Annotated in this window: 15 protein-coding genes and 1 pseudogene; 6 read left to right on the top strand and 10 right to left on the bottom strand. The window is 69.1% G+C overall.

Annotated elements, in window-relative coordinates:
• On the top strand, window positions 1-3,264 hold a 3,264-nt coding region (locus ACIOMQ_RS11960), incomplete at its 5' end, for an RHS repeat-associated core domain-containing protein (protein WP_402188816.1).
• Window positions 3,265-3,882: 618 nt separating this feature from the next.
• Window positions 3,883-4,086 (top strand): hypothetical protein, encoded by a 204-nt coding sequence (locus tag ACIOMQ_RS11955; protein WP_401936165.1) that lies wholly within the window; start codon window positions 3,883-3,885, stop codon window positions 4,084-4,086.
• Window positions 4,087-4,205: 119 nt separating this feature from the next.
• Here ACIOMQ_RS11955 and ACIOMQ_RS11950 read toward each other — a convergent pair whose 3' ends face one another.
• Window positions 4,206-4,331 (bottom strand): hypothetical protein, encoded by a 126-nt coding sequence (locus ACIOMQ_RS11950; RefSeq protein WP_401936168.1) that lies wholly within the window; start codon window positions 4,329-4,331, stop codon window positions 4,206-4,208.
• Between the two features lie 1,068 nt (window positions 4,332-5,399).
• Here ACIOMQ_RS11950 and ACIOMQ_RS11945 point away from each other — a divergent pair.
• The 4 genes from ACIOMQ_RS11945 to ACIOMQ_RS11930 all read left to right on the top strand — a co-directional run bounded on the left by ACIOMQ_RS11945 (window position 5,400) and on the right by ACIOMQ_RS11930 (window position 10,446).
• Window positions 5,400-6,596, top strand: coding sequence for a M20 family metallopeptidase (locus tag ACIOMQ_RS11945; RefSeq protein WP_401986683.1), 1,197 nt, complete (start codon window positions 5,400-5,402; stop codon window positions 6,594-6,596).
• A gap of 13 nt (window positions 6,597-6,609) precedes the next feature.
• Window positions 6,610-7,566 (top strand): GNAT family N-acetyltransferase, encoded by a 957-nt coding sequence (locus tag ACIOMQ_RS11940; RefSeq protein WP_401263577.1) that lies wholly within the window; start codon window positions 6,610-6,612, stop codon window positions 7,564-7,566.
• Entirely contained in the window at window positions 7,563-8,669 is a 1,107-nt protein-coding gene (gene menC, locus ACIOMQ_RS11935; RefSeq protein WP_362202108.1) for an o-succinylbenzoate synthase, read from the top strand. The genes ACIOMQ_RS11940 and menC overlap by 4 nt, the downstream gene beginning before the upstream one ends.
• Before the next feature lie 106 nt (window positions 8,670-8,775).
• Window positions 8,776-10,446, top strand: coding sequence for a helix-turn-helix domain-containing protein (locus ACIOMQ_RS11930; protein WP_362202105.1), 1,671 nt, complete (start codon window positions 8,776-8,778; stop codon window positions 10,444-10,446).
• 22 nt (window positions 10,447-10,468) lie between these two features.
• Here ACIOMQ_RS11930 and ACIOMQ_RS11925 read toward each other — a convergent pair whose 3' ends face one another.
• The 9 genes and pseudogenes from ACIOMQ_RS11925 to ACIOMQ_RS11885 form a co-directional block, all read right to left on the bottom strand.
• A complete protein-coding gene (locus ACIOMQ_RS11925; RefSeq protein WP_362202102.1) occupies window positions 10,469-12,559 on the bottom strand; it encodes a prolyl oligopeptidase family serine peptidase in 2,091 nt (696 codons plus the stop codon).
• A complete protein-coding gene (locus tag ACIOMQ_RS11920; RefSeq protein WP_401263578.1) occupies window positions 12,556-13,842 on the bottom strand; it encodes an erythromycin esterase family protein in 1,287 nt (428 codons plus the stop codon). The genes ACIOMQ_RS11925 and ACIOMQ_RS11920 overlap by 4 nt, the downstream gene beginning before the upstream one ends.
• 30 nt (window positions 13,843-13,872) lie before the next feature.
• Window positions 13,873-15,735: an ABC transporter substrate-binding protein gene (locus ACIOMQ_RS11915; protein WP_402188813.1), complete on the bottom strand. Its 1,863-nt coding sequence runs from the start codon at window positions 15,733-15,735 to the stop codon at window positions 13,873-13,875.
• 62 nt (window positions 15,736-15,797) lie between these two features.
• Complete coding sequence (locus ACIOMQ_RS11910; protein ID WP_401263580.1) at window positions 15,798-16,733, bottom strand: ABC transporter permease; 936 nt, start codon at window positions 16,731-16,733, stop codon at window positions 15,798-15,800.
• The gene (locus ACIOMQ_RS11905) at window positions 16,730-17,680 is read right to left on the bottom strand and encodes an ABC transporter permease (RefSeq protein ID WP_362202090.1); all 951 of its coding nucleotides are present in this window, start codon (window positions 17,678-17,680) and stop codon (window positions 16,730-16,732) included. Before ACIOMQ_RS11905 ends, ACIOMQ_RS11910 begins: the two co-directional genes overlap by 4 nt.
• A gap of 67 nt (window positions 17,681-17,747) precedes the next feature.
• On the bottom strand, window positions 17,748-19,865 hold the full coding sequence (locus ACIOMQ_RS11900; protein WP_362202087.1) for an ABC transporter ATP-binding protein: 2,118 nt from the start codon (window positions 19,863-19,865) through the stop codon (window positions 17,748-17,750).
• 120 nt (window positions 19,866-19,985) lie between these two features.
• Window positions 19,986-21,023, bottom strand: a complete 1,038-nt coding sequence (locus tag ACIOMQ_RS11895; RefSeq protein ID WP_402188811.1) for a dipeptidase — start codon at window positions 21,021-21,023, stop codon at window positions 19,986-19,988.
• On the bottom strand, window positions 21,020-22,435 hold the full coding sequence (locus ACIOMQ_RS11890; RefSeq protein ID WP_402188809.1) for a serine hydrolase domain-containing protein: 1,416 nt from the start codon (window positions 22,433-22,435) through the stop codon (window positions 21,020-21,022). The genes ACIOMQ_RS11895 and ACIOMQ_RS11890 overlap by 4 nt, the downstream gene beginning before the upstream one ends.
• A gap of 207 nt (window positions 22,436-22,642) precedes the next feature.
• A pseudogene (locus ACIOMQ_RS11885) lies at window positions 22,643-22,825 on the bottom strand (CbrC family protein); the annotation flags it as partial.
• Between the last annotated feature and the right edge of the window lie 99 nt (window positions 22,826-22,924).

The following is a 22,924-nucleotide window of genomic DNA, read 5'->3' as shown; positions in this document are numbered from 1 at the left end:
GTCGACCAGCGCCTGGAGATCGACGCGGAAGGCGTGGTGTTCAGCTGCGACGAGGGCAGCCTGCTGGCCTATCCGCATCCCGCGCCAGGCGTTCCCGTCATGCCCACGTACGGCCGGCGCTGGCCCCTGGACCGGGTGGACGACGGCTACACCGTCACCGACCCGGAAACCGGCAGGGTCCGGCACTTCGTCGACCACCTCAAGGGGGAGCTGGCGCTCCTGGCTCAGATCGACGACCGCAACGGCCGCTGGATCACCTTCGAGTACGACGAGACAGGTGCCCCGACGTCGATCGTGCACCACGGCGGCTACCACCTGAAGCTCACCACGAACGAAGGCAGGGTTACCGCCCTGCACCTGGCAGGCGCCGCACCGGACGGTACCGACCAGGAGATCCTCCGCTACGGCTACACCGACGGCCACCTCACCGCTGTCACCAACTCCTCAGGCAAGCCCTTGCGCTTCGGCTGCGACGAGCTGGGCCGCATCACGTCGTGGACGGACACCAACGGCAGCCGGTACGAGTACGTCTACGACGAGCACGACCGCTGCGTGTACCAGACCGGCACCAACGGACACCTCGAAGCCCACTTCACCTGGGACGACACCGACCCCGCCACCCGCCTGCGCATGACGTCCATGACCGACGGCCTCGGCTACACCAAGCGATACGTGATCAACGACCGCTCCCAAGTGGTAGCTGAAATCGACGCTCTGGGGGCCGTCACCCGCTTCGAGTACGACCGCTACCACCGGCTCCTGTCCGTCACGGACCCACTGGGGCATGTCAGCCGCTCCACATACGACGAGCACGGCTGCCCCACCTCGGTAGTCCGCCCGGACGGGCGGGAACTGACCGCCGACTACAACGCCCTCGGCCTACCGGTGCGAATCAAGCGCGCGGACGGGACGATCACCCGGCAGACCTACGACGAGCGAGGCAACCGCACGTCGGTCACCGATGCCTCCGGCGCGACAACGACCTACACGTACGACGAGGCCGGGAACGTCATATCTGTGACGGACGCCCTCGGGCATCATTCCGAGGCACGGTACGACAGAGCTGGTCTGCCCACCGGGACTACCGATCCACTGGGCTCGACGACTCGCTTCGAACGGGACGCCTTCGGCCGACCGGTTGCTGTCACCGATGCCCTCGGCACAACCAGCCGATACCAATGGACAGTCGAGGGTCGTCTGGCTCGGCGTACCGAGCCGGACGGCAGCGAGGAATCCTGGACGCATGACGGCGAAGGCAATTGCCTGTCCCATACCAATGCCATGGGTACGGTCAGCCGTTTCGAGTACACCGACTTCGACCTCCTTGCAGCACGCACAGGCCCGGACGGAGCTCGCTACGACTTCACCCACGACACCAATCTGCGACTGACTGAGGTAAGCAACCCGCACGGCTTGAAATGGAGTTACACCTACGATCCCAACGGTCGTCTCACAGCGGAGACCGACTTCGACGGCCGCACACTCGCATATGGTCACGACGAGGCCGGACGCCTGACCACTCGCACCAATGGGCTCGGCCAGAGCATCCGTTACGAGCGCAACGAAATCGGACAACTGCTGCGCAAGCATGCGGACGGCGAGGTCACCACCTTCGAATACGACATCTTCGACCAACTAGCCTGCGCCGTCGGCCCTGACGCGGCCCTCACCCGCCTGCACGACCGGCACGGGAGGCTCAGGTCCGAGACCGTAAACGGACGCACACTGACTTACGGCTATGACACGTTGGGGCGACGGATTTCCCGAACAACCCCATCCGGCATGACAAGCACCTCGGACTACGATGCTGCCGGGCGGTGCAGCAGCCTCAGCAGTTCCGGCCGAACCGTTGCGTTCACACGGAACGCCGCCGGACAGGAGAGCGCCCGGCACATCGGGCAGTCGATCAGCCTCACCCACGAATTCGACACGGCGGGCCGTCTCGCCAGCGAGCAGGTATGGGCCCGGGGGCAGAGCCTGAAGCACCGCGCCTACACCTACCGCGCAGACGGCAACCTCATCGGAATCCACGACAGCGTTTCCGGAACCCGCCACTTCGAGCTGGACGCCATCGGCCGGGTGACCGCGGTCGACGGCACGCACTGGACCGAGACCTACGCTTATGACCAGGCGGGCAACCAGACACAGGCAGCGTGGCCTGTAGGTCACCCCGGTCACGAGGCCACGGGCGAACGTACCTACACAGGCACACGGCTCACCCGCGCCGGCCGCGTCCGCTACGAGCACGACGCCCAGGGCCGGATTGTCCTCCGTCAGAAGACCCGCCTCTCTCGAGCACCGGAAACCTGGCGCTACACCTGGGACTCCGAGGACCGACTCACTTCGGTCACCACTCCCGACGGGGCGCACTGGCGTTATCTCTACGACCCTCTCGGCCGCCGCATGGCCAAGCAACGTCTGCAAGCCCAAGGCGACGCAGTGATAGAGGAAGTCTCATTCACCTGGGACGGAACCACTCTGTGCGAACAGATAACCTCCGCCGAAGCTCTGGCCAACCCGGTTGCCCTCACCTGGGACCACGACGGGCTCCGCCCCCTCACCCAGACGGAACGCATCCTCTCGGCCAGCGCCCTGCAAGACACCATCGACGAGCGATTCTTCGCCGTAGTCACCGATCTCATCGGCACCCCGACCGAGCTCATCGACGAGTCGGGCAGTCTTGCCTGGTATACCCGCAGCACCTTGTGGGGCACCACCACCTGGTCCGCCACCAGCATCGCCTACACACCGCTTCGCTTCCCCGGCCAGTACTTCGATCCGGAAACCGGCCTCCACTACAACTTTCACCGCCACTACGACCCGGAAACCGCCCGATACCTCTCTGTCGACCCTCTGGGTATCGCACCGTCACCCAACTCGGGTGCCTACGTCGAAAATCCTCACACAGGGGCAGATCCTTTTGGACTTGCCCCCTGCCCCGAAGTCAACCCGAGAAAGTTGGATTACCTGTTCAATAAGGACGTGAAGCCGGATCCTCACAACACTCCGAGGGCGATACAAAATGCCAATCAACTCAAGAGTATAGGGTTCCATGACACCCCGGCCTCTCGTCAATTCGTGACCGAACACTTGAAGGAGGCAACCGGCAATGGATTCTCAGAACATTTCACCAACGAATGGGGGAATTTCGGTAAAACGAAATCTGTCCTATATGGCCCACATGGAATGCTCGGTGTGGAGAGCACCTGGCAGATCATGCCCGATGGTGGGTACAGGCTATCGACGATAATATTCCGTAGTTGAGAGATCCGTCGACCACTTGCGGTTCGATCAGGTAATCGCGCGCGAAATCCAGGAGAAAATTCGTTGCCATCTGAATTCGTCACACCTGACCCCCAGGAAATCGTCAACGCATTGGGGGTCGAGCCAGAGATCACTGGTGAGACTCAGAGGACCGTAAATCTCGTTGATGTCACAGGCGAAGACTTGACATTGTCGTACGACGCGGTCGGACAGTCGGTAAATGTACGCTGGTGCACACCACTCGGCAAGGTCAAGTTGAATCTGTTCAGAGAAGGAGCGATTCTACTCCGTGTCCAGGAGGGAGGCGGCGCGACTCAACTCGTCGTGGAATTCGAAACTAGAGACACCGCAGGAGAGCTCAGATTGCAGGTATTTCCAGAAGTGTCTATCACCGAAACATCACTCTTCTCGTGAGCCGCTCGTGAAATCCGGCAGGACAAGCCCCCTCTGTCCAAGAAGCCGGGCGGATAAAATCAAAACACTCATCGAAAAATTAGAGAGTGACCGTGGGTGCCGCTGAATTGATCGCCTCATTTATCGCATCGGGGCGACTGTACGGGGTATCCGGTCTATTCTTTCAAGAATCTGTTCTCGTCCTGGGAAAACCTTGTGCACAGGATGGAGTCCGACTGGCAACTACCGGGGCAATACCCGATCAGCGCTTACATCAATGATCTGGATGCATGTGATCAGCTGCAGATTGCCATGGGCACACTGACCGATGAGGCCCAAGCGGAGCTGTCCGCTCCGCTGGCGGCGTTGGATGCGCGCTTCGTGTACGAGTCGGTGCCGGACGAGGGGGTGAGCTCCGCCCGTGGCTGAAGCCGTCCTCGGGTGAAGAGCCGCAATGGATTCAGGCTGCGCAAGCCTCGTAATCACCCCTGGTAGACCGCGGGCCCGCCCCCCTGTGGGGGAAGAGATCGCCCTGTGGCGCAAGGGACTCACCACGTCCCGTGGTACGTCTCCGCGGAGCCGTCGGCCGGCGGGGACGCTGCCGCGCGTTTGATGCCGAAGGCCAGGCGGTAGGCGTCGGGCAGGTCGATCGCAGTGTCGGTGTGCCGCGTCATCAGCCCAGCTCGATGAGCTCCCGGAGCAGAGACGCCGGGTTGTCGACCCCCTGGGGGCACTCCCCTCGCTCTCGCTCTCGTCTTTCAGCTCTTTCGAGGCGAGTCGTACGGCAGCGGTGCCGGGAGGCATGCCCACGCGTGCCGGTGGGCCCGGGCACCCGCGTTCCGGCTCACGTGCAACTGGGCACCGCTGAAATGCTCCAGGCCGGCGACCGTCGAGGTTGGTCGGCTCGGCGAACAGGTTCGCAAGCCAGAGCCGGCCACCGTGAGTGTGGCCGGAGGCTGCAGGTCGACGCCGCGGCAGACGACGTCGTGGACGACGATGGGTGGTGGGTGAGGAAGGCATCTTCGTGCGGGTGTTTTCTACCGGACGCAGCCCCGGGTCCCGTACCTGCGGCGAGCCACTGCGTCACGAGGACACGTCTGTACGCACCGAGCCACCCGTGCCGACTGCTTGACGACCCCGCAGTGCGGGCACGCTTCGACGGTGGCCGGCGCCCGGGGGTGAGCACCGACCGGTGATTCCACACATCTGCCGTCCTTGTTTCCGGCCGTGTGCGGGACTGCCGTCGACACCCGTCGACCAGGGCCGACCCGTCTCGGCCGTGACGCTCGTTTGACGCTCCGGGTACATGCAGGTCGCTTCTCGGGAGCGGTCACACTGTGTCTGACCTGCAGGTTCGGGTGGTGTGCGGTATGTGCGCCGTGGGGGTTACCGGCGATGTCGTGGCGCTGAAATGACGCTCTCCGAGGCATCTTGACGCTCATTCTGATGAGTCGTCAGGAGCTTTGGACCGCAGGTCGGACGGTTTGCCGTCCCCGCGGCAAGGGGCGGTACGGCCTGAGCCGGGTCACTGCACCGGAGGCCCGGTTCATCGCCCCACCCCAATCGAGCACATCGATATTGGCCGACCGGACAGATCCCACCGCGGCGCAACTCACGATGCTGGGCAGATGCGTCGACTGGAGGTGTCCGCCGTGACAGAACACCGCGCCGTGGTGAATCGAACCACTGGGCAGGAGGAGGGTGCCCGGCCGGAGAGCCGGGAACGAGAGCGTGCGGCCGCGATGATCGCAGACGTCGAGCGGCTGGTGCGCTGCGAGTCCCCCTCGGACGACCTGGCCGCGGTCGCCCGCAGCGCCGAGCTGGTGGCCCGGATCGGCGCCGGTCACCTCGGGGCCGAGGCGGAGCGGGTAGTCATCGACGGATGCACGCATGTGCGGTGGCGCTTCGGCCGGACCCCGCGCGTGCTGCTCATCGGGCATCACGACACGGTGTGGCCGGTCGGGTCGTTGAAGAGCCATCCGTTCGAGGTTCGCGACGGAGTGCTGCGCGGACCCGGTTGCTTCGACATGAAGGCCGGCCTGGTGATGGCGTTCCACGCCTTGGCGGACCTGATCGGCACGGGGGCACGGACGAGTGTGTCCGGACCCGGGGCCGCGCATCCCCTGGACGGTGTCACCCTTCTCATCACCGGTGACGAGGAGCCGGGTTCGCCCTCGTCCCGGGAGCTCATCGAGGGCGAGGCCCGCTCCCACGCTGCCGCCCTCGTACTGGAGGCCGCCGGACCGGGTGGGGCACTGAAGACGGAACGAAAAGGGGTGTCGCGCTACGAGGTGCTGGTTCGAGGACGTGCCGCCCACTCCGGCCTTGAGCCGGAGCGTGGCGTGAACGCGACGATCGAGGCCGCTCACCAGATCCTGGCCGTGGCCGCACTGGGCGATGCGGCACACGGGACGACTGTCACGCCGACCCGCCTGGAGGCGGGCACCACGAGCAACACCGTCCCCGCCTCGGCACGCTTCGACGTCGACGTCCGCATACGGGACGCGGCAGAGCAGCACCGGGTGGACCGAGCGATGCGCGAGCTGCGGGCCCGGCTGGCCGGCGCAGCCGTGGAGGTCACAGGTGGTCCGAACCGGCCGCCCTTGCAGGCCGCCGCATCGAAGGATCTTTTTGCGCGGGCCTGCCGGCTCGCGACGGACCTCGGGCTCGGCCCGCTCACACAGGTGGCCGTCGGCGGCGCCTCCGACGGAAATCTCGCCGCGGGAGTCGGCACCCCCACCCTCGACGGCCTGGGAGCGGTGGGCGGCGGCGCGCATGCCGACGACGAACATCTGCTCGTCGCGGAGCTGCCGCGGCGGACCCGACTGCTCACCGCGTTGGTGGCCGACCTCCTGGCACCGCAGGACGGCTGTCCGCCCGGACGAAGCGGGAGCCCGCATCCTGTGCCCTCGAACCAGCTGCGCGAAGAACGGGGTTGAAACCATGACCTGCGTGACCGATCTCCTGCGCGACCGCACCGAATCCCCGCCCGTCGACGCCGCGTACGCCGCGGCTGAGACCGCCGCGCGCGTCGCGGGCATCGACATCCGTTCCCTGGACAGTGTCAGTGAGCTTGAGGCCGCTCGGCGCCTGTACGAGCAGATCTGGCGCACCGGCGAGAACAGTCCGGTGGTGACCGCCGACCTGCTGCGTGCGCTGGCGAAGGCGGGCAGTTACGTCAGCGGCGCCTTCGTGGGGGACGAACTGGTCGGCTCCTGCTTCGGGTTCTTCTCCCCGCCGGCGCGCGCGGCCCTGCACAGCCACATCGCAGGGGTGCTGCCCCACGTGCGGCGGCGCAACGTCGGATTCGCCCTGAAACTGCACCAGCGGGCCTGGACGCTGGCGCGGGGTGTGGGCGAGATCTGCTGGACGTACGACCCCTTGGTGCGCCGCAACGCGTACTTCAACATCGCCAAGCTGGCTGCCGAGCCTGCCGAGTACCTGCCGGACTTCTACGGCCCCATCGACGACGGGATCAACCGCAGCGACGACAGCGACCGGATCCTGGTGCGGTGGCGTCTGGCGTCTCCGGACGCCGCGTCGGTCTGCGCCGGGCGGCCCAGACCGGCCGACGCGGAAGTCGCCCGGTCGCGCGGAGCGAGCGTCGCCCTCGGAGTCTCCGCCACGGGCGCGCCGTCGGTGGGGCGCACCGGCGGCAACGCAGGCACCGTACTGGTGGCCGTACCCGAAGACATCGAGGCACTGCGCGAGAGCGACCCGGCGTGCGCCGTGAGCTGGCGCACGGCGGTACGGGACGTGCTGGGCGGACTGCTCGCCGACGGCGCGCGGGTGCGCGGCTTCGACCCGGCGGGCTGGTACGTCGTGGACCGCGGATGCCCGACGCAGGTTGCCGGCGGCACGTACCGGCACGGAACACACCACAACGAAGCGTCACAGGAGACAGCGTGAAGGTCACCGGAGTCGAACTGCGCACCATCAAGGCACCCCTCGTATCCCCGTTCCGCACCTCGTTCGGCACCGAGACCGTGCGGGAGGCCCTTCTGGTGCGCGTCGTCACCGACGAGGCCGAGGGCTGGGGCGAGTGCGGCGCGGGCACCGCTCCTCAGTACTCGTCGCAGTACACGCATGCCGCCGCGGACGTCCTCAGCCGCTTCCTGGTCCCGGCGCTCGCCGGGGTGGCCGACCTCGACGCCCACCGGGTCGCCCCGGCTCTGGCCGCGTTCAAGGGGCACCGCATGGCCAAGGCCGCCCTGGAGACGGCGGTGCTGGACGCGGACCTGCGGGCCCGGGGAGTGCCCCTCGCACACGCCCTCGGCGCGGTCCGCGACAGAGTGCCGTGCGGGGTGTCGGTGGGGATCACGGAGTCGATCCCCGCGCTCCTCGACGCCGTCGCCGGATATCTGGACGCCGGCTATCTGCGGATCAAGCTGAAGATCGAACCCGGCTGGGACATCGAGCCGGTGCGCGCCGTCCGCGAACGGTTCGGCGACATCCTGCTGCAGGTGGACGCCAACGCCGCCTATCGCCGCGGCGACGCCCGCCATCTGGCCCGGCTCGACCCGTTCGCCCTCCTGATGCTGGAGCAGCCTCTCGCGGAGGACGACCTCCTCGGCCACGCGGAACTCGCGAAGCGCATCACCACCCCGATCTGCCTCGACGAGTCGATCGTCTCCGCCCGCGCCGCCGCCGACGCGCTCGCGCTCGGCGCCTGCCACGTGGTCAACATCAAGCCGGGCCGCGTCGGCGGCTATCTGGAGGCGCGGCGGATCCACGACGTCTGCGCGGCGCACGGCATCCCCGTCTGGTGCGGCGGCATGCTCGAGACGGGACTGGGCCGCGCCGCCAACGTGGCGCTTGCCGCACTGCCCGGGTTCGTGCTGCCCGGCGACACCTCGGCCTCCGACCGCTACTACCGGACCGACATCACCGCACCGTTCCACCTCGTGGACGGACATCTCGCCGTGCCGACCGGGCCGGGCCTCGGCGTCACCCCCGTCCCGGAGATTCTGGACGAGGTGACGGACTCGACGACCTGGGTGCCCGTCCCCTGAGGCCCTCACCGCGCCGGCCCGTTCGTCCGTGTGGACGAACGGGCTGGCATCATTACGTCATGCGCGACCAATTCCGATGCCGGTGGGCCGGGCTAGTTTCGGCCCCGTGCTCATTCCCGTGACCAGCCTTCCGCGAGCGAGCCTCGCGCGTGTCCTGGAGGAACTCGGTTCCACCCTGCTCGACGTGGTCTGCGGTGACGTGGAACGTGCCGACGGCATCGGCGGCGTCGTCATCCACGACCCACTCGACGAGCCGGAACTCCCGGACAACGCACTGGTACTGGGCGTAGCCCTGCACGACCTCTCCGACATCGCCCGAGTCGTCACCCGCCTGGGGCAGCGCGGCGCCGCCGCCCTGGTGGTACGCGCGCCCCTCACCGCCGACGAGGCGCTGACCGACGCGGCCGAGGCGTCGGGCGTGGCCGTGCTCTCCTTCGCCCGCGGCGCCTCCTGGACGCACCTGGCGGGGATGCTCCGGACGCTGACGACCGACAGCAACCGGCACGACATGGATGGTCACACGGCCGGCCGGATCGAGTCCGGTGACCTCTTCGCGGTCGCCAACGCGATTGCCGCGCTGCTGGACGCGCCCGTCACCATCGAGGACCGCAACTCGCGCCTGCTGGCTTTCTCCAGCCGGCAGGAGGACATCGACACCTCGCGGGTCCAGACGATCCTGGGCCGGCAGGTCCCCGAGCACTACACGCGCATCCTTGAGGAACGCGGGGTGTTCCAGGCGATCTACCGCAGCGACCGTCCCGTCTTCGTCGCGTCCCTCCCCGGGTCGGGCGACACGACACAGCCGCCCGAACTGCCGCGCGCGGCGATCGCCGTGCGCGCCGGGGACGAGATCCTCGGCGCGATCTGGGTGGTCGTCGCCGAGCCGCTGAGCGAGGACCGCAGCGAAGCGCTCTACGAGGCATCCAAGCTGGTCGCGATGCACATGGTGTGGCAGCGCGCGGACGCGGACATGGAAAGGCGGCAGCGCGCGGAGCTGCTGGCCACCGCACTGGAGAGCGGCCCTGGATCACCCGAGGCGATCCGCCGCCTCGGCCTGAAGGACGAGCCCGCCGTCGTTCTCGCACTCACCGTCGTCGACGCGGCGAACGAACACCGGCTGCCCGCCCGTACCGCCACCGAACGCAAACGCCTCGCCGACGCGTTCGCCATGCATCTGGCCGCGGTGCACCCGCGCGCCACCGCGGCGCTGATCGGCGACATCGCGTACGGCATCCTGCCCCTTCTTCCGCAGAACCGGCACGACGCCGAGGAACGGGCGGCCCGCATCGCCACCGAGTTCCTGGCCCGCGTGGGCTCCCGGCTGCGCCCCGTGATCGGCGTAGGGCCGTACGCCGAGGACAGTGCGGCGCTGGCCCGGTCGCGTACCGGAGCCGAGCGGGCGTCGCGCGTCCTGCGGTCGGGAACCGCCGGGCAGCCGGTCGCCCGCCTGGACGACGTCCACGTCGAGGCACTGCTGCTGGAGCTCGCCGACCTCGTCCCGCGCGGGGACCTGCCCAGCGGCGTCGTCGCACGTGTCATCGCCTACGACGAGATCCACGAGACCAACCTGGCCGAGACCCTGCGGAGTTGGCTCGACGCCTTCGGCGATGTCGCCACGGCCGCCGCCGCGATGTTCGTGCACCCCAACACGTTCCGCTACCGGCTTCGGCGCGCGGCGGAGGTCGGCCGGATCGACCTCAATGATCCGTCCGCACGTCTCTCGGCCATGCTGCAGCTGCACCTGATGTCGCTCAGGTCCGCCCCGGACGGCGGATGAGCGGACAGGCCGTCCCGCCCGCTCATCCGGAAGCTTCCTGACGGCCCAGACCGAGTGTCCTGATCAGAAAGGCCAGCCACTCGGCGTCCTGTGCGGTCGCGACCTCGTACGACGTCGCCGCGCCATGCCCGGCGTTGTCGAAGACGTGCAGGAGGATCGGCGCGTCCCCTTCCTGTGCCGCCTGCAGGCGGGCGGCGAACTTGCGCGCATGCCAGGGAGGACACCGCGGATCGGTCGCCCCGGCCTGAAGATAGACCGCCGGGAAGACGCCGGGCCCGACCAACTGGTAGGGCGAGAGCCGCAACAGCCGCCGTACTTCCGCAGGATCGTCCGGATCCGCCCACGCCTTGCGGATGACGAAGTCCAGATAGGGATCGCGGGTGCCCCCGATGAGGTCGAGGAGCGGCGCCATCGGCAGCACGGCACACCACAGCTCGGGGCGCGTCGTGAGGGCGACCCCGCACATGAGGCCGCCGTCGGAGCCTCCGGTCAGCGCGAGCCGCTCGGGTGTGGTGAGCCCTGTGGCGATGAGGTGCTCGGCGACGGCGATGAGGTCGCGGTCGCGCACGTGCTTGCGTTCCCGGTGCGCGGCCAGGTACCAGTCGCGGCCGAACTCGCCGCCCCCGCGCAGATGCGCCTGTACGAGCACGCCGCCGGCCGCGACGAAGGCGGCCATCTCGGGCTGGTACTGCGGCAGCAGAGGCACGTTCGCCGCTCCGTACGCGGAGATCAGCGTGGGCGCGGGCTGCGTCGGGTCGCTGCCCGCCGGTCGCACCACGTGGTAAGGGATCTCCACGCCGTCGAGTGCGACGGCCCGCTCGAACGTCACGTCGGCGTCGAGGGTGACCGCCGGGGCCGACAGCGTCTCGATGTCCGCCTCTCCCGGACGGTGCCGATAGACGCCCCAGGAGCTGGTCGGGGTGGAGAAGGCGAAGACGAAGTCGTCCGGGGGAGAGCCCACGGCCAGGCCGGTCAGGGCGAAGAACGGTGCGGAGAGCGCCCCCTGCCCGGGCAGCGGAACCTCCCCGGTGACGGCGCCGGAGCGGTCGAGGATCCGTACCCGGGCGCACGTCTGGTCGAACTCACTGAGGTACAGATGGTCACCGACCGGAGACAAGGACCGCAGCACCGTCTCGCCCTCCGGCACCAACTCCGTCCACGAGGCCGGGTCGTTGGGGTCGGCGGCGTCCAGCGGGAGCGCAACCACGCGCCCGCGTGGTGCCGCTACATCGGTCACCGCGATGTAGCGGTCGCCGACGATGTGTCCGGCGACGGTCCCGGCGCAGTCGGTGACGAAGGGACGCCAGGGGGTGTCGGGCCGGGACAGATCGCGTACGGCGACCGGAACAGGACTGCCCACCCGGTGACTTGCGACGGCCCAGCGGCCGTCGGCCGAGAACTGCACGAGTGTGTACTCCCGGGAGCCCTCACCGACCGGGACCGGTTCCACCGCGGTGCTGCCCGCGCTGTCCCGCGTGGCGAGCCGGTGACGGTACACGGCCTGCCGGAACTCATGCGGCGAACCGGTCAGGGCGAGGAAGAAGAAGCCGCTGCTGTCGGGCAGCCACGACACGCCACCGGCCCACGCGCTGTGCAGGACCTGCCGCGGCGCGCCGTCCAGTACGCGCCCCGAGTCCACCTCGATGAGCCGGACCGTGTTGTGCTCGCTGCCGTCGGTGCAGACGCCCAGGGCCAGGACGCGACCGTTCGGCGACGGCGCGAGCCACGACAGGAACGCGGGGTTCTGCCCGTCGCCGAACGCGGTCAGGTCGACCACCGGTCGGCCCGCGCCGAACGGCCGGTCGGCGACGACCACGCCGGGCGCCGCCGCACCGGGTGCGGTCACGGCGCGGAACCAGCGGCCCGCCGCGAACCTCGGCAGTGCCGGGCGGGACCCGGCATCGTAGGTCTCGATCAGCTTCCGTACGGCCGCAGGGTCCTGCCCGTCGTAGGCGGTCGAAGTGGCGAGTTCGGCCTGCCGGCGCTGCCACCGCCGTACCTCGTCGGTCTCCGGCTCCAGCCACCGGTACGGGTCCGGCACCCGGACGCCCGCGACGTCCTCGAAGGCGTCGACGGTCCGCGCGGGCGGATACGGCGGAGGGCTGCTGTTCACTGTGACTCCGACTCCTCGGTGTCCCGGAGACCGTCAAGGTCTGCGGGACGCATGGACTGATCTGCTGGTGCATCTGCATCCGGGGCCGCCTCGAAGCCCGCTCGCGCGGCCGCGGCGAACTCGGCACGCAGCCGCTCGAACGCCCCGGGGATCCGGTTCACCTGCCGGACGTGGAGCAGTGCGTCGTAGGCGGCCGGGAAGTCGTCGACGGGGTCGAGCTCCCCACCGGCGAGCGTCCCCTCGACGCCGTCGAAGAACCCGGCGGGCGCGCGGCGCGGATCGAGGAGGGTCACCTCCGGGCCGAGACGGTCGAGCCGCGATTCGACGGACTCCGGCGTCAGGGTCCGCGCCCCGAGCGTGACGTCGCAGTCGAACGGACGCGACGACCGCTGGGTGAAGGTGACTTCGGGCCCGGAGCCGTACGTCATCCCGATGACGACGAGGTCCGCTCCCAGCTCGGAGGAGAGCAGACCGCCCAGCGTCGGCCGACCGTGCAGCGGTGTACGGCGGACGTGTGCGTTGTGGGCGCTCACCACGATGCGCCGCTCCCGGCGCAGGATCCACTCCACGCTGCGTGCCATGAACGCCTCCCGCGGATAGGGACCCTCCGGGGAGGTCCCGTCCTCGTCGGCCTCGGCGACGAAGGCTTCGAGCGAGGCCGCGCACCACAGGGCGATCTCGGCGTCCTCGTCGTCCGGGCCGCTGTGCCGGCGGGAGCGGAGTGCGCGCTCGGCCAGTTCGCGAAGGCCGTCGAGCAGCCGGGCACGGTCCGAGGAGGACATCGCCGCGTAACGGACCGCCGCCTGCGACCGGTCGCCCAGATCGCTCAGCCGCAGCAACTCCTCGTCGCCCGGGTGTGCGGGCAGCCGGTCGAGGCAGGCACGGACCGCCGGGCCGGGGGAGGTGGACGAGCCGGGCAGGTCCATTCCGTAGAAGGCGACCTTCGCCGACCCGCCGGAGTTGTGCCGGCGCATCCAGCGCAGTTGCCTCCGCATCGGCTCGCACTCGCCGAAGCGGTAGGTGACGCCGTCCCGGGCGACGGTCCCGACCCGTCCCGGCCCGCCGTCGATCCACTCGTCGACGGCCAGCCCCTCGGCGAAACCGGACTCCAGGACCAGCCCGGTGAACCCGCACTCCCGGACCAGGAACCGGAACAGCAGGTCCCTGAGCCCGTAGAACTCCGTGATGTTGTGCGCGCCCTCGCCGAGCGCCACCACCCGTGCTCCGCCGATCAGTTGACGCAGCGCAGCCATGACCGCAGACCTGTCGTGGAACGTGTCCATGACGGCTCACCACCTTCCCGCGCGCGGCATTCAGTTGTGGAAGTACCAGAGTTCCGGCGTATACAGGAAGCTGAGCAGTGAGCTGAACGACGACGGCGGCCCGGAGAGGCTGTTCTTCCACACGACAAGGGTGTGCGGAGTCGGGAAGTAGAGCACCGGCAGGTCCTTGCCGAGGTGGGTCACCTCGGCGGACAGGGCCTTGGAATCCGCTCCGAACGTCGACGCGTCGATCAGCTTGTCCGCCTCGGCGTCGCGGTACCCGCCGAGATTGAAGCTGCCTTCCGCGTTGAACACGGTGTTGCTGCTCGGGTATCCGGCCGCCAGGTACAGCGGTCCGTAGTCCTGTGCCGCCCACTTGTTCTTGTTGGCGGGCGCGAAGGAGTTGCCGTAGTTGGTGTACAGGTAGTTGAGCGACTTGCTCACGAGCGTGACCTTGAGGCCCAGCTTCTTGGCCTCCGATGCGAAGGCGGTGTCCCGGGCGCCGACGTACGCCGGGGTGTTCGCGGAGGCGAGGGAGAACTCGATCGTCTGCCCGCGCGGGATGCCCGCCCCGCACTCGCCGGCCCCGGTACCCGGGCGTCGGCAGGTGGTGGTGCCGCCCGGCTCGACCTTCCAGCCGTGGTCGGCGAGCAGGTTCTTGGCGGCGGCCGGGTCGTACGGGTAGGGCGCCTTGTCGCCGAACGCGGGCGGGTAGGGGGAGTCGCTGCCCGCGGTGGTGTAGTTGGGGGAGGCGGCACCGTTGTACACGCCCCGGCTTCTGATGTAGCCCTGCTGGTCGATCAGGTGTTGCAGGGCCTGGCGGACGTACGGCTGCGCGATCACCTTGTCGAAGTGGTGGGTGGTGTCCTCGAAGTTCAGGACCAGCGGGTCGAACCGGGCGGGCGCCGGGGCGCCGTAGACGTGGTAGCCCTTCTTCTTCAGCGCGTTGATCTGCATGATGAAGCTGGAGTCCAGCGTTCCGACGGTCAGGTTGCCGGCCTTGAACTGGTTGAGGACCGCCGGGGCGGAGGTGAACGACTTGAAGTCGACCCGGTCGAGCCGTGAGCCGCCCGGGCCGCTGTAGGACGTGTTGGGGACCAGGGAGAACGAGCCGGTCGTGGGGTCGAAGCTCTTGAGACGGTACGGGCCGTTGACCACCTGCCAGAGCGGGTTGTCGGCGAAGGTGGCCTGGGACTCCGACTGCTTGGTGAGGTAGGTGTAGATGGCCCTGGCGTTCTTCGGCCGCGTGTAGTCCAGGTGCGGCCCTGAGGTGCGGGCGATGTTCCACTCCTTGGAGGGCATCACGTACAGCAGGGTCAGCATCGACATCAGGTAGGACGGGTTGTACGCGGTCGTGGACCTGAGGGTGAGCTCGTCCGGCGCGGTGGCCTTCGCGGTGATGCCGTCGGGAAACTGCCCCGGGGTGTAGAAGCTCCAGTTGGCCGGGCTCTCCTTGAGCGCGGCCTTCAGCAGGGCCAGGGAGAAGACGACGTCGTCGGCGGTGACCGGCCTGCCGTTGGACCATGAGTAGTGCTTCATCTTGATGCTCACGGTCTTGCGGTCGGTGCTGTAGCGGGGCGGCTCTGCCAGGCTCAGTGCGGCGTCCGCGATCTGGTCGCCCTCACCACTGGGGCGGTAGAGGGAGCGCCACAGGAGCCCCCGGGCGATGACGGTGCCGTTGGCGGACACCGGCGGATACGGATAGATGTAGTTGGGGCTGAGCCCTGGAGTCAGCGCGACCGTGGCCGTGCCGCCGTCCTTGGGCTTCCCGGACTCCTTCGGCAGGATCTTGTAACCGCCCTGCAGATCCTTGGCCAGGTCGCCGCCGCCGGTGCACGCCGTGGCCAGTACGGCGAGCACGGCGGCGAGCACCGCGAAGCGGCGTCCTCGCGCCTTGCCGGGCACGTGTGTCATGGATGGCTCCCTGCGAGGTGTGGTGGAAGAGGGTGAGGAGGTGACGGTTGTGGCGAGCGGCCTCAGCCGGCCCGGTGACCGACCGCGTCGCGGAGCGCGTCCGCCAGCAGGTTGAGCCCCAGCACCGTGACGATGACGCAGATGCCGACGGGATACACCAGCCACCAGTAGTCGGCGGAGATGAACGTCGCGCCGTTGGCGAGCTGGCTGCCCCAGTCCGCGGTCGGGTATGTCAGGCCGAAGCCCAGGAAGCCCAGAGCGGCGACGACGAGGATCGCGTCGGCTACCTGGAAGGTGATGACGACGATGATCACGCTGAGCGCGTTCGGAATCAGGTGGGTGAGGATGAGCCGTGGGCGGGAGGCCCCCATCACCCGGGCCGCCAGCACGAACTCCCGTACCCGCAGGGTCAGGACCTCGCCGCGGACGAGCCGGGCGGAGACCAGCCAGGAGAACCCGCCGATGACCAGGCTCAGCGACACGGCGTTCGGGTGGAAGCGCACCGAGAGGATCAGGACGAAGAAGAGGAAGGGGACCGACAGCAGGGTGTCGACCACCCGCATCAGGAACCCGTCGACGACCCCGCCGGCGAGTCCGGCGACGGCGCCGTAGACCGTACCGATCGTGGTGGCGAACAGCGCGGCGAGCAGCCCGATCTGCAAGGACACCCTGCCGCCCGCCATGAGGCGGCCGAGCACGTCGAACCCGTTGAGGTCCGTCCCGAGCGGATGCTCGGTGCTGGGCGGCAGAGCCGCGTTCACCAGATCCACATCGGTCTGGTTGGTCTGGTAGAGCAGGGGGCCGAGGAAACAGAACCCGACGACGAGTATCAGAAGCAGTCCGCCGGCGAGGCCCAGCGGGTGGTGCCGCAGTGCGCGCAGCGCCGGTTTCAGAGTGAACCGCTCGCGCACGTCGGCCGGTTCGACCGGGTCGGCTGCCGACGGCGCCGTGGCGTCCGCCTCCAGGGCCCCCGCTGTGTCCGTGTGTCGTGAGGTCATTTGTTCAACTCGATTCGTCTGTCGGCGGCGGCGACCGCGATGTCGGCGACGAAGTTGCCGGCCACGGTGAGGGCGCCGCCGATCAGGGTGTAGGCGAGGAGCACCGGGTAGTCCTCGTGCTGCAGGCTGTTGAGGAACAGCAGGCCGAGGCCGGGGTAGTTGAAGAGCGACTCGACGATCAGGTTGCCTGCCAGGAGGCTGGGGATGAGCGTGCCGACCAGCGTGATCAGCGGCAGACAGGCGTTGCGCAGCAGGTGGCGCGTCAGGACGCTCCGCTCCGGGAGCCCTTTGGCCCGGGCGACCCGGATGTAGTCCTGGCCGAGCTGGTCGAGAGCCGACGAGCGCTGGTACTGGGAGAAGATCGCGACGCTGGTGATGGCGAGCGTGATGACGGGCAGGGCCATGGCGCGGGGATCGGTGAGGACCACCCACGAGGAGTGCGACTGGGACGCCTCGGCAGGGAAGAACGGCAGGGACTGGCTGAACACGGCGATCAGGATCAGGCCCAGCAGGAACGACGGAGTCGCGTAGAGCACATAGGAGGCCGCCGTGGTGGCGCGGTCGACGAGACTGTTGCGGCGGACCGCCTGGAGGATGCCGAGCGGGACGGCGATCAGCAGCGCGAGGACCAGGCCGGCGAGCGACAGCATCGCGCTGCGGCCGGCGTTCTGCTGCAGTACCGCCCCCACGTTCTCGTTGAGCTTGTAGGACCTGCCCAGGTCACCGTGGGCGAGCTGGCCCAGATAGCTGAGGTACTGCTCGACGAGCGGCCGGTCGAACCCGTGCTCCCGGTTGAAGTCGGCCACGGCCTGGGGGGATGCGCGCTGTCCCAGGACCACGCGGCCCGGGTCGTCCGAGACCACGTGCAGCATGAAGAACACCACCGCGGAGATGCCCAGCAGGACGACGAAGGAGATCGCCAGCCGTCGGACCACGTACCAGCTCATGCGTGACCATCTCCTCTCCGGGAGATCAGTGGGGTCCCTGACGTGCAGGGGAATGGTGAGTGACGGTTCATCGTGCGGAGAGCTCCTCGGGCTGTGCGGCCGGCGAGCGCAGGGGGTGGTGGCAGGCGACCTTGTGCGTGCCGGTGAGGGTCGCGAGGGCGGGCTCCGTCGCCGCGCACACCTCGGTCGCCAGTGGACATCGGGTGCGGAAACGGCAGCCGCTGGGCGGATCGATGGGACTGGGCAGTTCGCCGCGCACGCGCGTGCCCGACCGGGGGCGCGGCGCGGCGGGGTCCGCCTCGGGAACCGCCGCGAGCAGCCCCGCGGTGTACGGGTGCGCGGTGGACCCGTACACCTCCTCGGTGGTGCCGGTCTCCATCAACTTGCCCAGGTACATGACTCCGACGCGGTCGGCCAGGTACCGCACGACCGCGAGATCGTGGGAGATCACGACACTGCTCAGTTCGCGTTCACGTTGGACGCGGTGCATCAGATTGAGGACCTGGGAACGGATGGAGACGTCCAGCGCGCTGACCGGCTCGTCGGCGACCAGCACCTTCGGGTCCAGGGCCAGCGCGCGGGCCAGCCCCACCCGTTGGCGCTGTCCCCCGGAGAGTTCGTGGGGGTAGCGCTCCAGGACGCCCGGCGGCAGCCCCACGTCCCCGAGGAGCTCGCGGGCCCGGGCGGTCCGGGCGGCGCGCCTGCCGATGCCCTGGATCGCGAGGGGCTCGCGCAGGATCGCGCCGATGCGCATCCGGGGGTCGAGAGAGGAGTTCGAGTCCTGGAACATCATCTGCAACTGGGCCCGGCGCGGCGCGAGTTCGCGGGCACTCATACCGGTCACCGACGCGCCGTCGAAGATCACCTCGCCCGACGTGGGCCGGTTCAGGGCCACGAGCATGCGGCCCAGCGAGGACTTGCCGCACCCTGACTCCCCGACCAGGCCGAACGTCTCACCGGGCGCCACGTCGAAGCTCACTCCGGAGACCGCCTTGACCGTGCGCCGCCGCCCGAGGAGGCCCCGTCCGCCCACCGGGTACTCAAGTCGGAGATCGACGACCCGCAGCCGCGGCGTCGTCTCGCGTGCGGCAGGGGCCTCGGGGGAGACGGCGGGCCGTGCGACGGCCGATGCCCCTGAGCCGGTACGGACTGCTGCCGTGGCGACCGGGTGCCAGCACGCGTGGGTGTGCCCGTCCTCCTCCACCGAGAGCGGCGGCCGCTCCTCGTGGCAGCGGTCCGTCGCGGCCGCGCAGCGTGGTGCGAAAGGACAGCCCGCGGGGGAGGCGGCCAGATCGGGCGGTGTGCCGGGAATGCTGAAGAGCTGCTCGCGCCGGTCCTGGGTGAGCGAGGGGATCGAGGACAGCAGCGCATGGGTGTAGCGGTGCCGGGTATGGCTGAAAAGAGCTGGTGTCGGCCCGGTCTCGGCCACGCGCCCGGCGTACATCACGCCCACCCGGTCGGCGTGCCGGGCGATCACTCCCATGTCGTGGGTGATGAGGATCATCGACATGCCCAGCCGGGACCTGAGGTCGTCCAGGAGATCGAGGATCTCCGCCTGGATGGAGACGTCGAGCGCGGTGGTCGGCTCGTCCGCGATGACGACCCGCGGCTCGCACGCCAGTGCCATCGCGATCATCACGCGTTGCCGCATGCCGCCCGAGAGCTGGTGCGGATGGTCGTCCAACCGCTCAAGGGGCTTCGGTATCCCGACCAGGTCGAGCAGCTCCGCGGCACGTGCGCGCGCGGCCTGCTTCGACGCGCCCTGGTGCAACCGCACCGGTTCGGCGACCTGTTCGCCGATGCGGCGGGTGGGGTTCAAGGCCGTCATCGAATCCTGGAACACCATCGCGATGTCGTTGCCACGGAGGGCCCGGTACCGGTCCGCGGGGAGTCCGACGAGCTCCGTACCGCCGAAGTCGATCGAGCCGCCGGTCACCCGGCCACCGGCCGGCAGCATGCCCATCACGGCCAGGCCGGTCATGGACTTGCCGGATCCGGTCTCCCCGACGATCCCCAGGGTCTCCCCGCGATCGAGCGCCAGACTGACGCCCGAGACCGGGTGGACGATCCGGTCGCCCCGGCGGATCTCGACCGACAGATTGCGGATCGTCAGCACCCGGCTGCCGTCCGCGGGCTCACGTGCGTTCTCAAAACCATCGCTCGCGCGCACGATATGGCTCTCCATCTCCTCGACCATCCGACGATTTTGAGACACATACTTCAGGCGTCGTTCGTCGGGTTCACTGAACATTCAGGTGTGCGTCGTTCCGATCGCACAAAAGGAATCCCCTGCCGCGCACGGCGCTCAGCCGGCGGACGCGGGCCGGCCCAGTTCGTTCCGCAGCAGGCGCCGTACGTTCTCTCCCAGGACCGCGACGATGTCGCGCTCCGGCCACCCCCGCTGTTGCAGCGCATCGGTGACCAGCGGCAGCCCGGCCGGACCCGCAAGCCCGGGCAGATAGGCGTTGGCCGGCACTCCCTCGACGAAGGCCAACTCGCAGCACGGGGGAGTGGTGTCGGCAAGTACTTCCTTGATGAAGTCGGGACCCAGCCCGACGTGCTCGATGCCGGCCACCCCGGCAATGTGCTCGATGTGGTCGATCAGCCGGCCGATCGAGTAGTCGCTCTCGTGCAGGTACGGAGCGAAGAAGTTCACGCACACCACTCCGCCGCCCGCGGCGACGCCCCGGATCTGCTCGTCGTCAAGGTTGCGGTGGTGGTCGAAGAGCGCCCGTGCGCTGGAGTGCGTGGCGATCAACGGCCGTGAGGACAGCTCCAGGACGTGCTCGACCCCGGACGCGCCGAGATGACTGATGTCGTAGAGCATGCCGAGGCGCTCCATCTCGGCCAGCGCCGCGACCCCGGAGCGGGTCAGCCGGCCGCCCGTCGCGTCCTCGCCGCTGCCGTCGGCCAGGGAGGTGCGACCGAAGTGGGCCAGGGACGCGATCCTGACCCCCAGCCGGAACAGGGTCTCCAGCAGCTCCACGTCCTCGCCCACGCCGGGTGCGCTCTCCAGTGCCAGCACCAGGGCGATCCGGCCCTCGGCCAGCGTCTGGTCGATCTGGGCGCCGTCCGTGCACAGCGTGACGGCATCGGCGTTGCCGGCCGCGAGCCGGTGCGCCGCCTCGATCATGCGCAGCGTGCGGCGAAGCGCCCCCTCCGGCCGGTACGGATCTTCGACGAACACCGGCAGCGCCTGAAGGTTCACCCCGCCGGCGAGCAACTGCGGCAGCCAGCGCTCCCGGAAGAACTCCGCCCAGTGGTCCACCGGCCGGGCGACCACCGCACACAGCAGGTCGTTGTGCAGGTCTGCCACGATCGCGCGTCGGTGCATCTCGTTCATCGCTGTGCCCGCCGCTCGGCCCGGCCGGTGTGCAGATACAGCGCGTGTCCCTGCCCGTCGTCACCGAGGAAGGCGAGCGGCGCGTGGACCCCGCGCTCCGGCTCGACCGGGATCAAGGTGTCACCGCGCCTGCCGACCAGTTCCGTGCGGTACGGCGCCTCGTCCAGTTCGGCGACGGCTCCCCGGGGAGTGCGCTCCAGCCACAGCCGCCCGGCGGTGTCCCGGCTCACCGTGGTCTCGGCGGTGCTGGACGTGTACGTACCGACGTACCGGGACGTCTCCGCAACGGGAGTGCCCACGTCCGGCACCGGCGAGGCGGGCAGACCGACCCCGGCGAGTTCACCGAGGACCCGGCCCGCGATCTCCGTGTACACGCGCCGTGACAGGCCGCCGTTGGTGACGATCGCCACCGCGACATCCCGCTCCGGCACCAGGCGCAGGAACGCCGACTGACCGATGGTGTTCCCATCGTGTCCGATGACCGTGCCGCCCGACGACAGGTCGAAGAGTTCCCAGCCGAGCCCCCAGGCGGCGCCCTGGTCGATGTCGGGCAGCGTGACCTGCGGCCGCTGCATGGCCTGGACGGTCTCCGGGCCGAGCACGGTCACCCCGTCGGGACCCCGGCCCCCGGCGAGGTGCATCCGGGCGAAGGCCAGCAGATCGCGCACACGCATCGCCAGCATCGATCCGGCCGGTGCGTTCGAGCGTGCCAGGGCCCACACCGGCGTCGGCTTGAGCGGCGCCCCCGCCACCGTTTCGATGTGACCGACTGCCGTGCGGTGGACGATCGCCTCGTAGGGGTCACTCGCGGTGTGACTCATACCCAGCGGAGTGAACAGGTGCCGCCGGGCGCAGACGTCGAACGGCTCCTCGCGCAGCACCTCGACGATCCGCCCGAGCACGCAGTACCCGGCGTTGTTGTACGAGAACATCGCGCCCGGCTCGAAGAGCTGCGGCACGTCCCGCAGGACGCCCAGGTACTTCTCCAGGCAGTCGTCACCCTTGCCGGTGTCGGTGAAGATGTCCCCCTCGAAACCCGCGACGTGACTCAGCAGATGCCGCGTGGTGATCCCGCGCGCCGCCTCCTCGTCGGCGATCCGGAACTCCGGCAGGACGGCCCGTACGGGAGCGTCCAGATCCAGTCGTCCCTCGTCGGCCAACTGCATGACCAGCGTCGCGGTCATCACCTTGGTGATCGACCCGATCTGGAAGAGGGAGTCCACCGTGGCGTCGACCCCTGTGGCCGTGCTCAGCACACCGGCCGCGGATTCGACCCATTCATCACCGGCTCGGACCGCCACGGCTGCTCCGGGCACCTGGCTCTCGACGAGCAGATCCGGCAACCGGCGGCGCAACCAGGCACCGACCTCCTCCAGCTTGTTCAGCTGATCCGACCCGTCCAGCTTCTGCACGGCAACCCTCCCTGCTCGACTGCGCAGGAGCTTAGGACCTGCGGAAACCGCCCTCTTCGTCCACTCCCACCACATGCGGCCCGGGCATTGGTGCGACTGGCCGAACCGGGCGGACTGCTCACGTTGGTCTGCGTCGTGCCGGCCGTTCATGCGGGGGCCTCGCCGAAGCCGGTCGAGTGCCTCGGGGTGGGCTGCCAGTTCGCTGTATCCGGCCTCGCTGATGAAGGCGGCCACGTCGTGGCAGTGGACGAGCCGGTGCGGATCCAGCCAGGCACGGAAACCGGGAGTGCGGCGGGTGACCTCGTGCAGGATCTCCTCGCTGACGTCTTCGCGTCCGTAGGAGTCGGTGAATTCGCCGGTGAACCGTTCAGCGGCGCTACCGTCCGCGATGCACCAGGGGCAGGAGCGTCACGCCACCGGGCCGTGGCCACGAGATGGGCCGAGCTCGCCGTCCGCCACGAGGCGACCGTGCTGGTCGCAGTCCTCAAC

Origin of the sequence: Streptomyces sp. NPDC087845 (assembly GCF_044742755.1) — a bacterium.
Lineage (GTDB): Bacteria > Actinomycetota > Actinomycetes > Streptomycetales > Streptomycetaceae > Streptomyces.
Note: the sequence above shows the minus strand (reverse complement) of the source record. Positions and strands in the feature narration are given on the sequence as shown.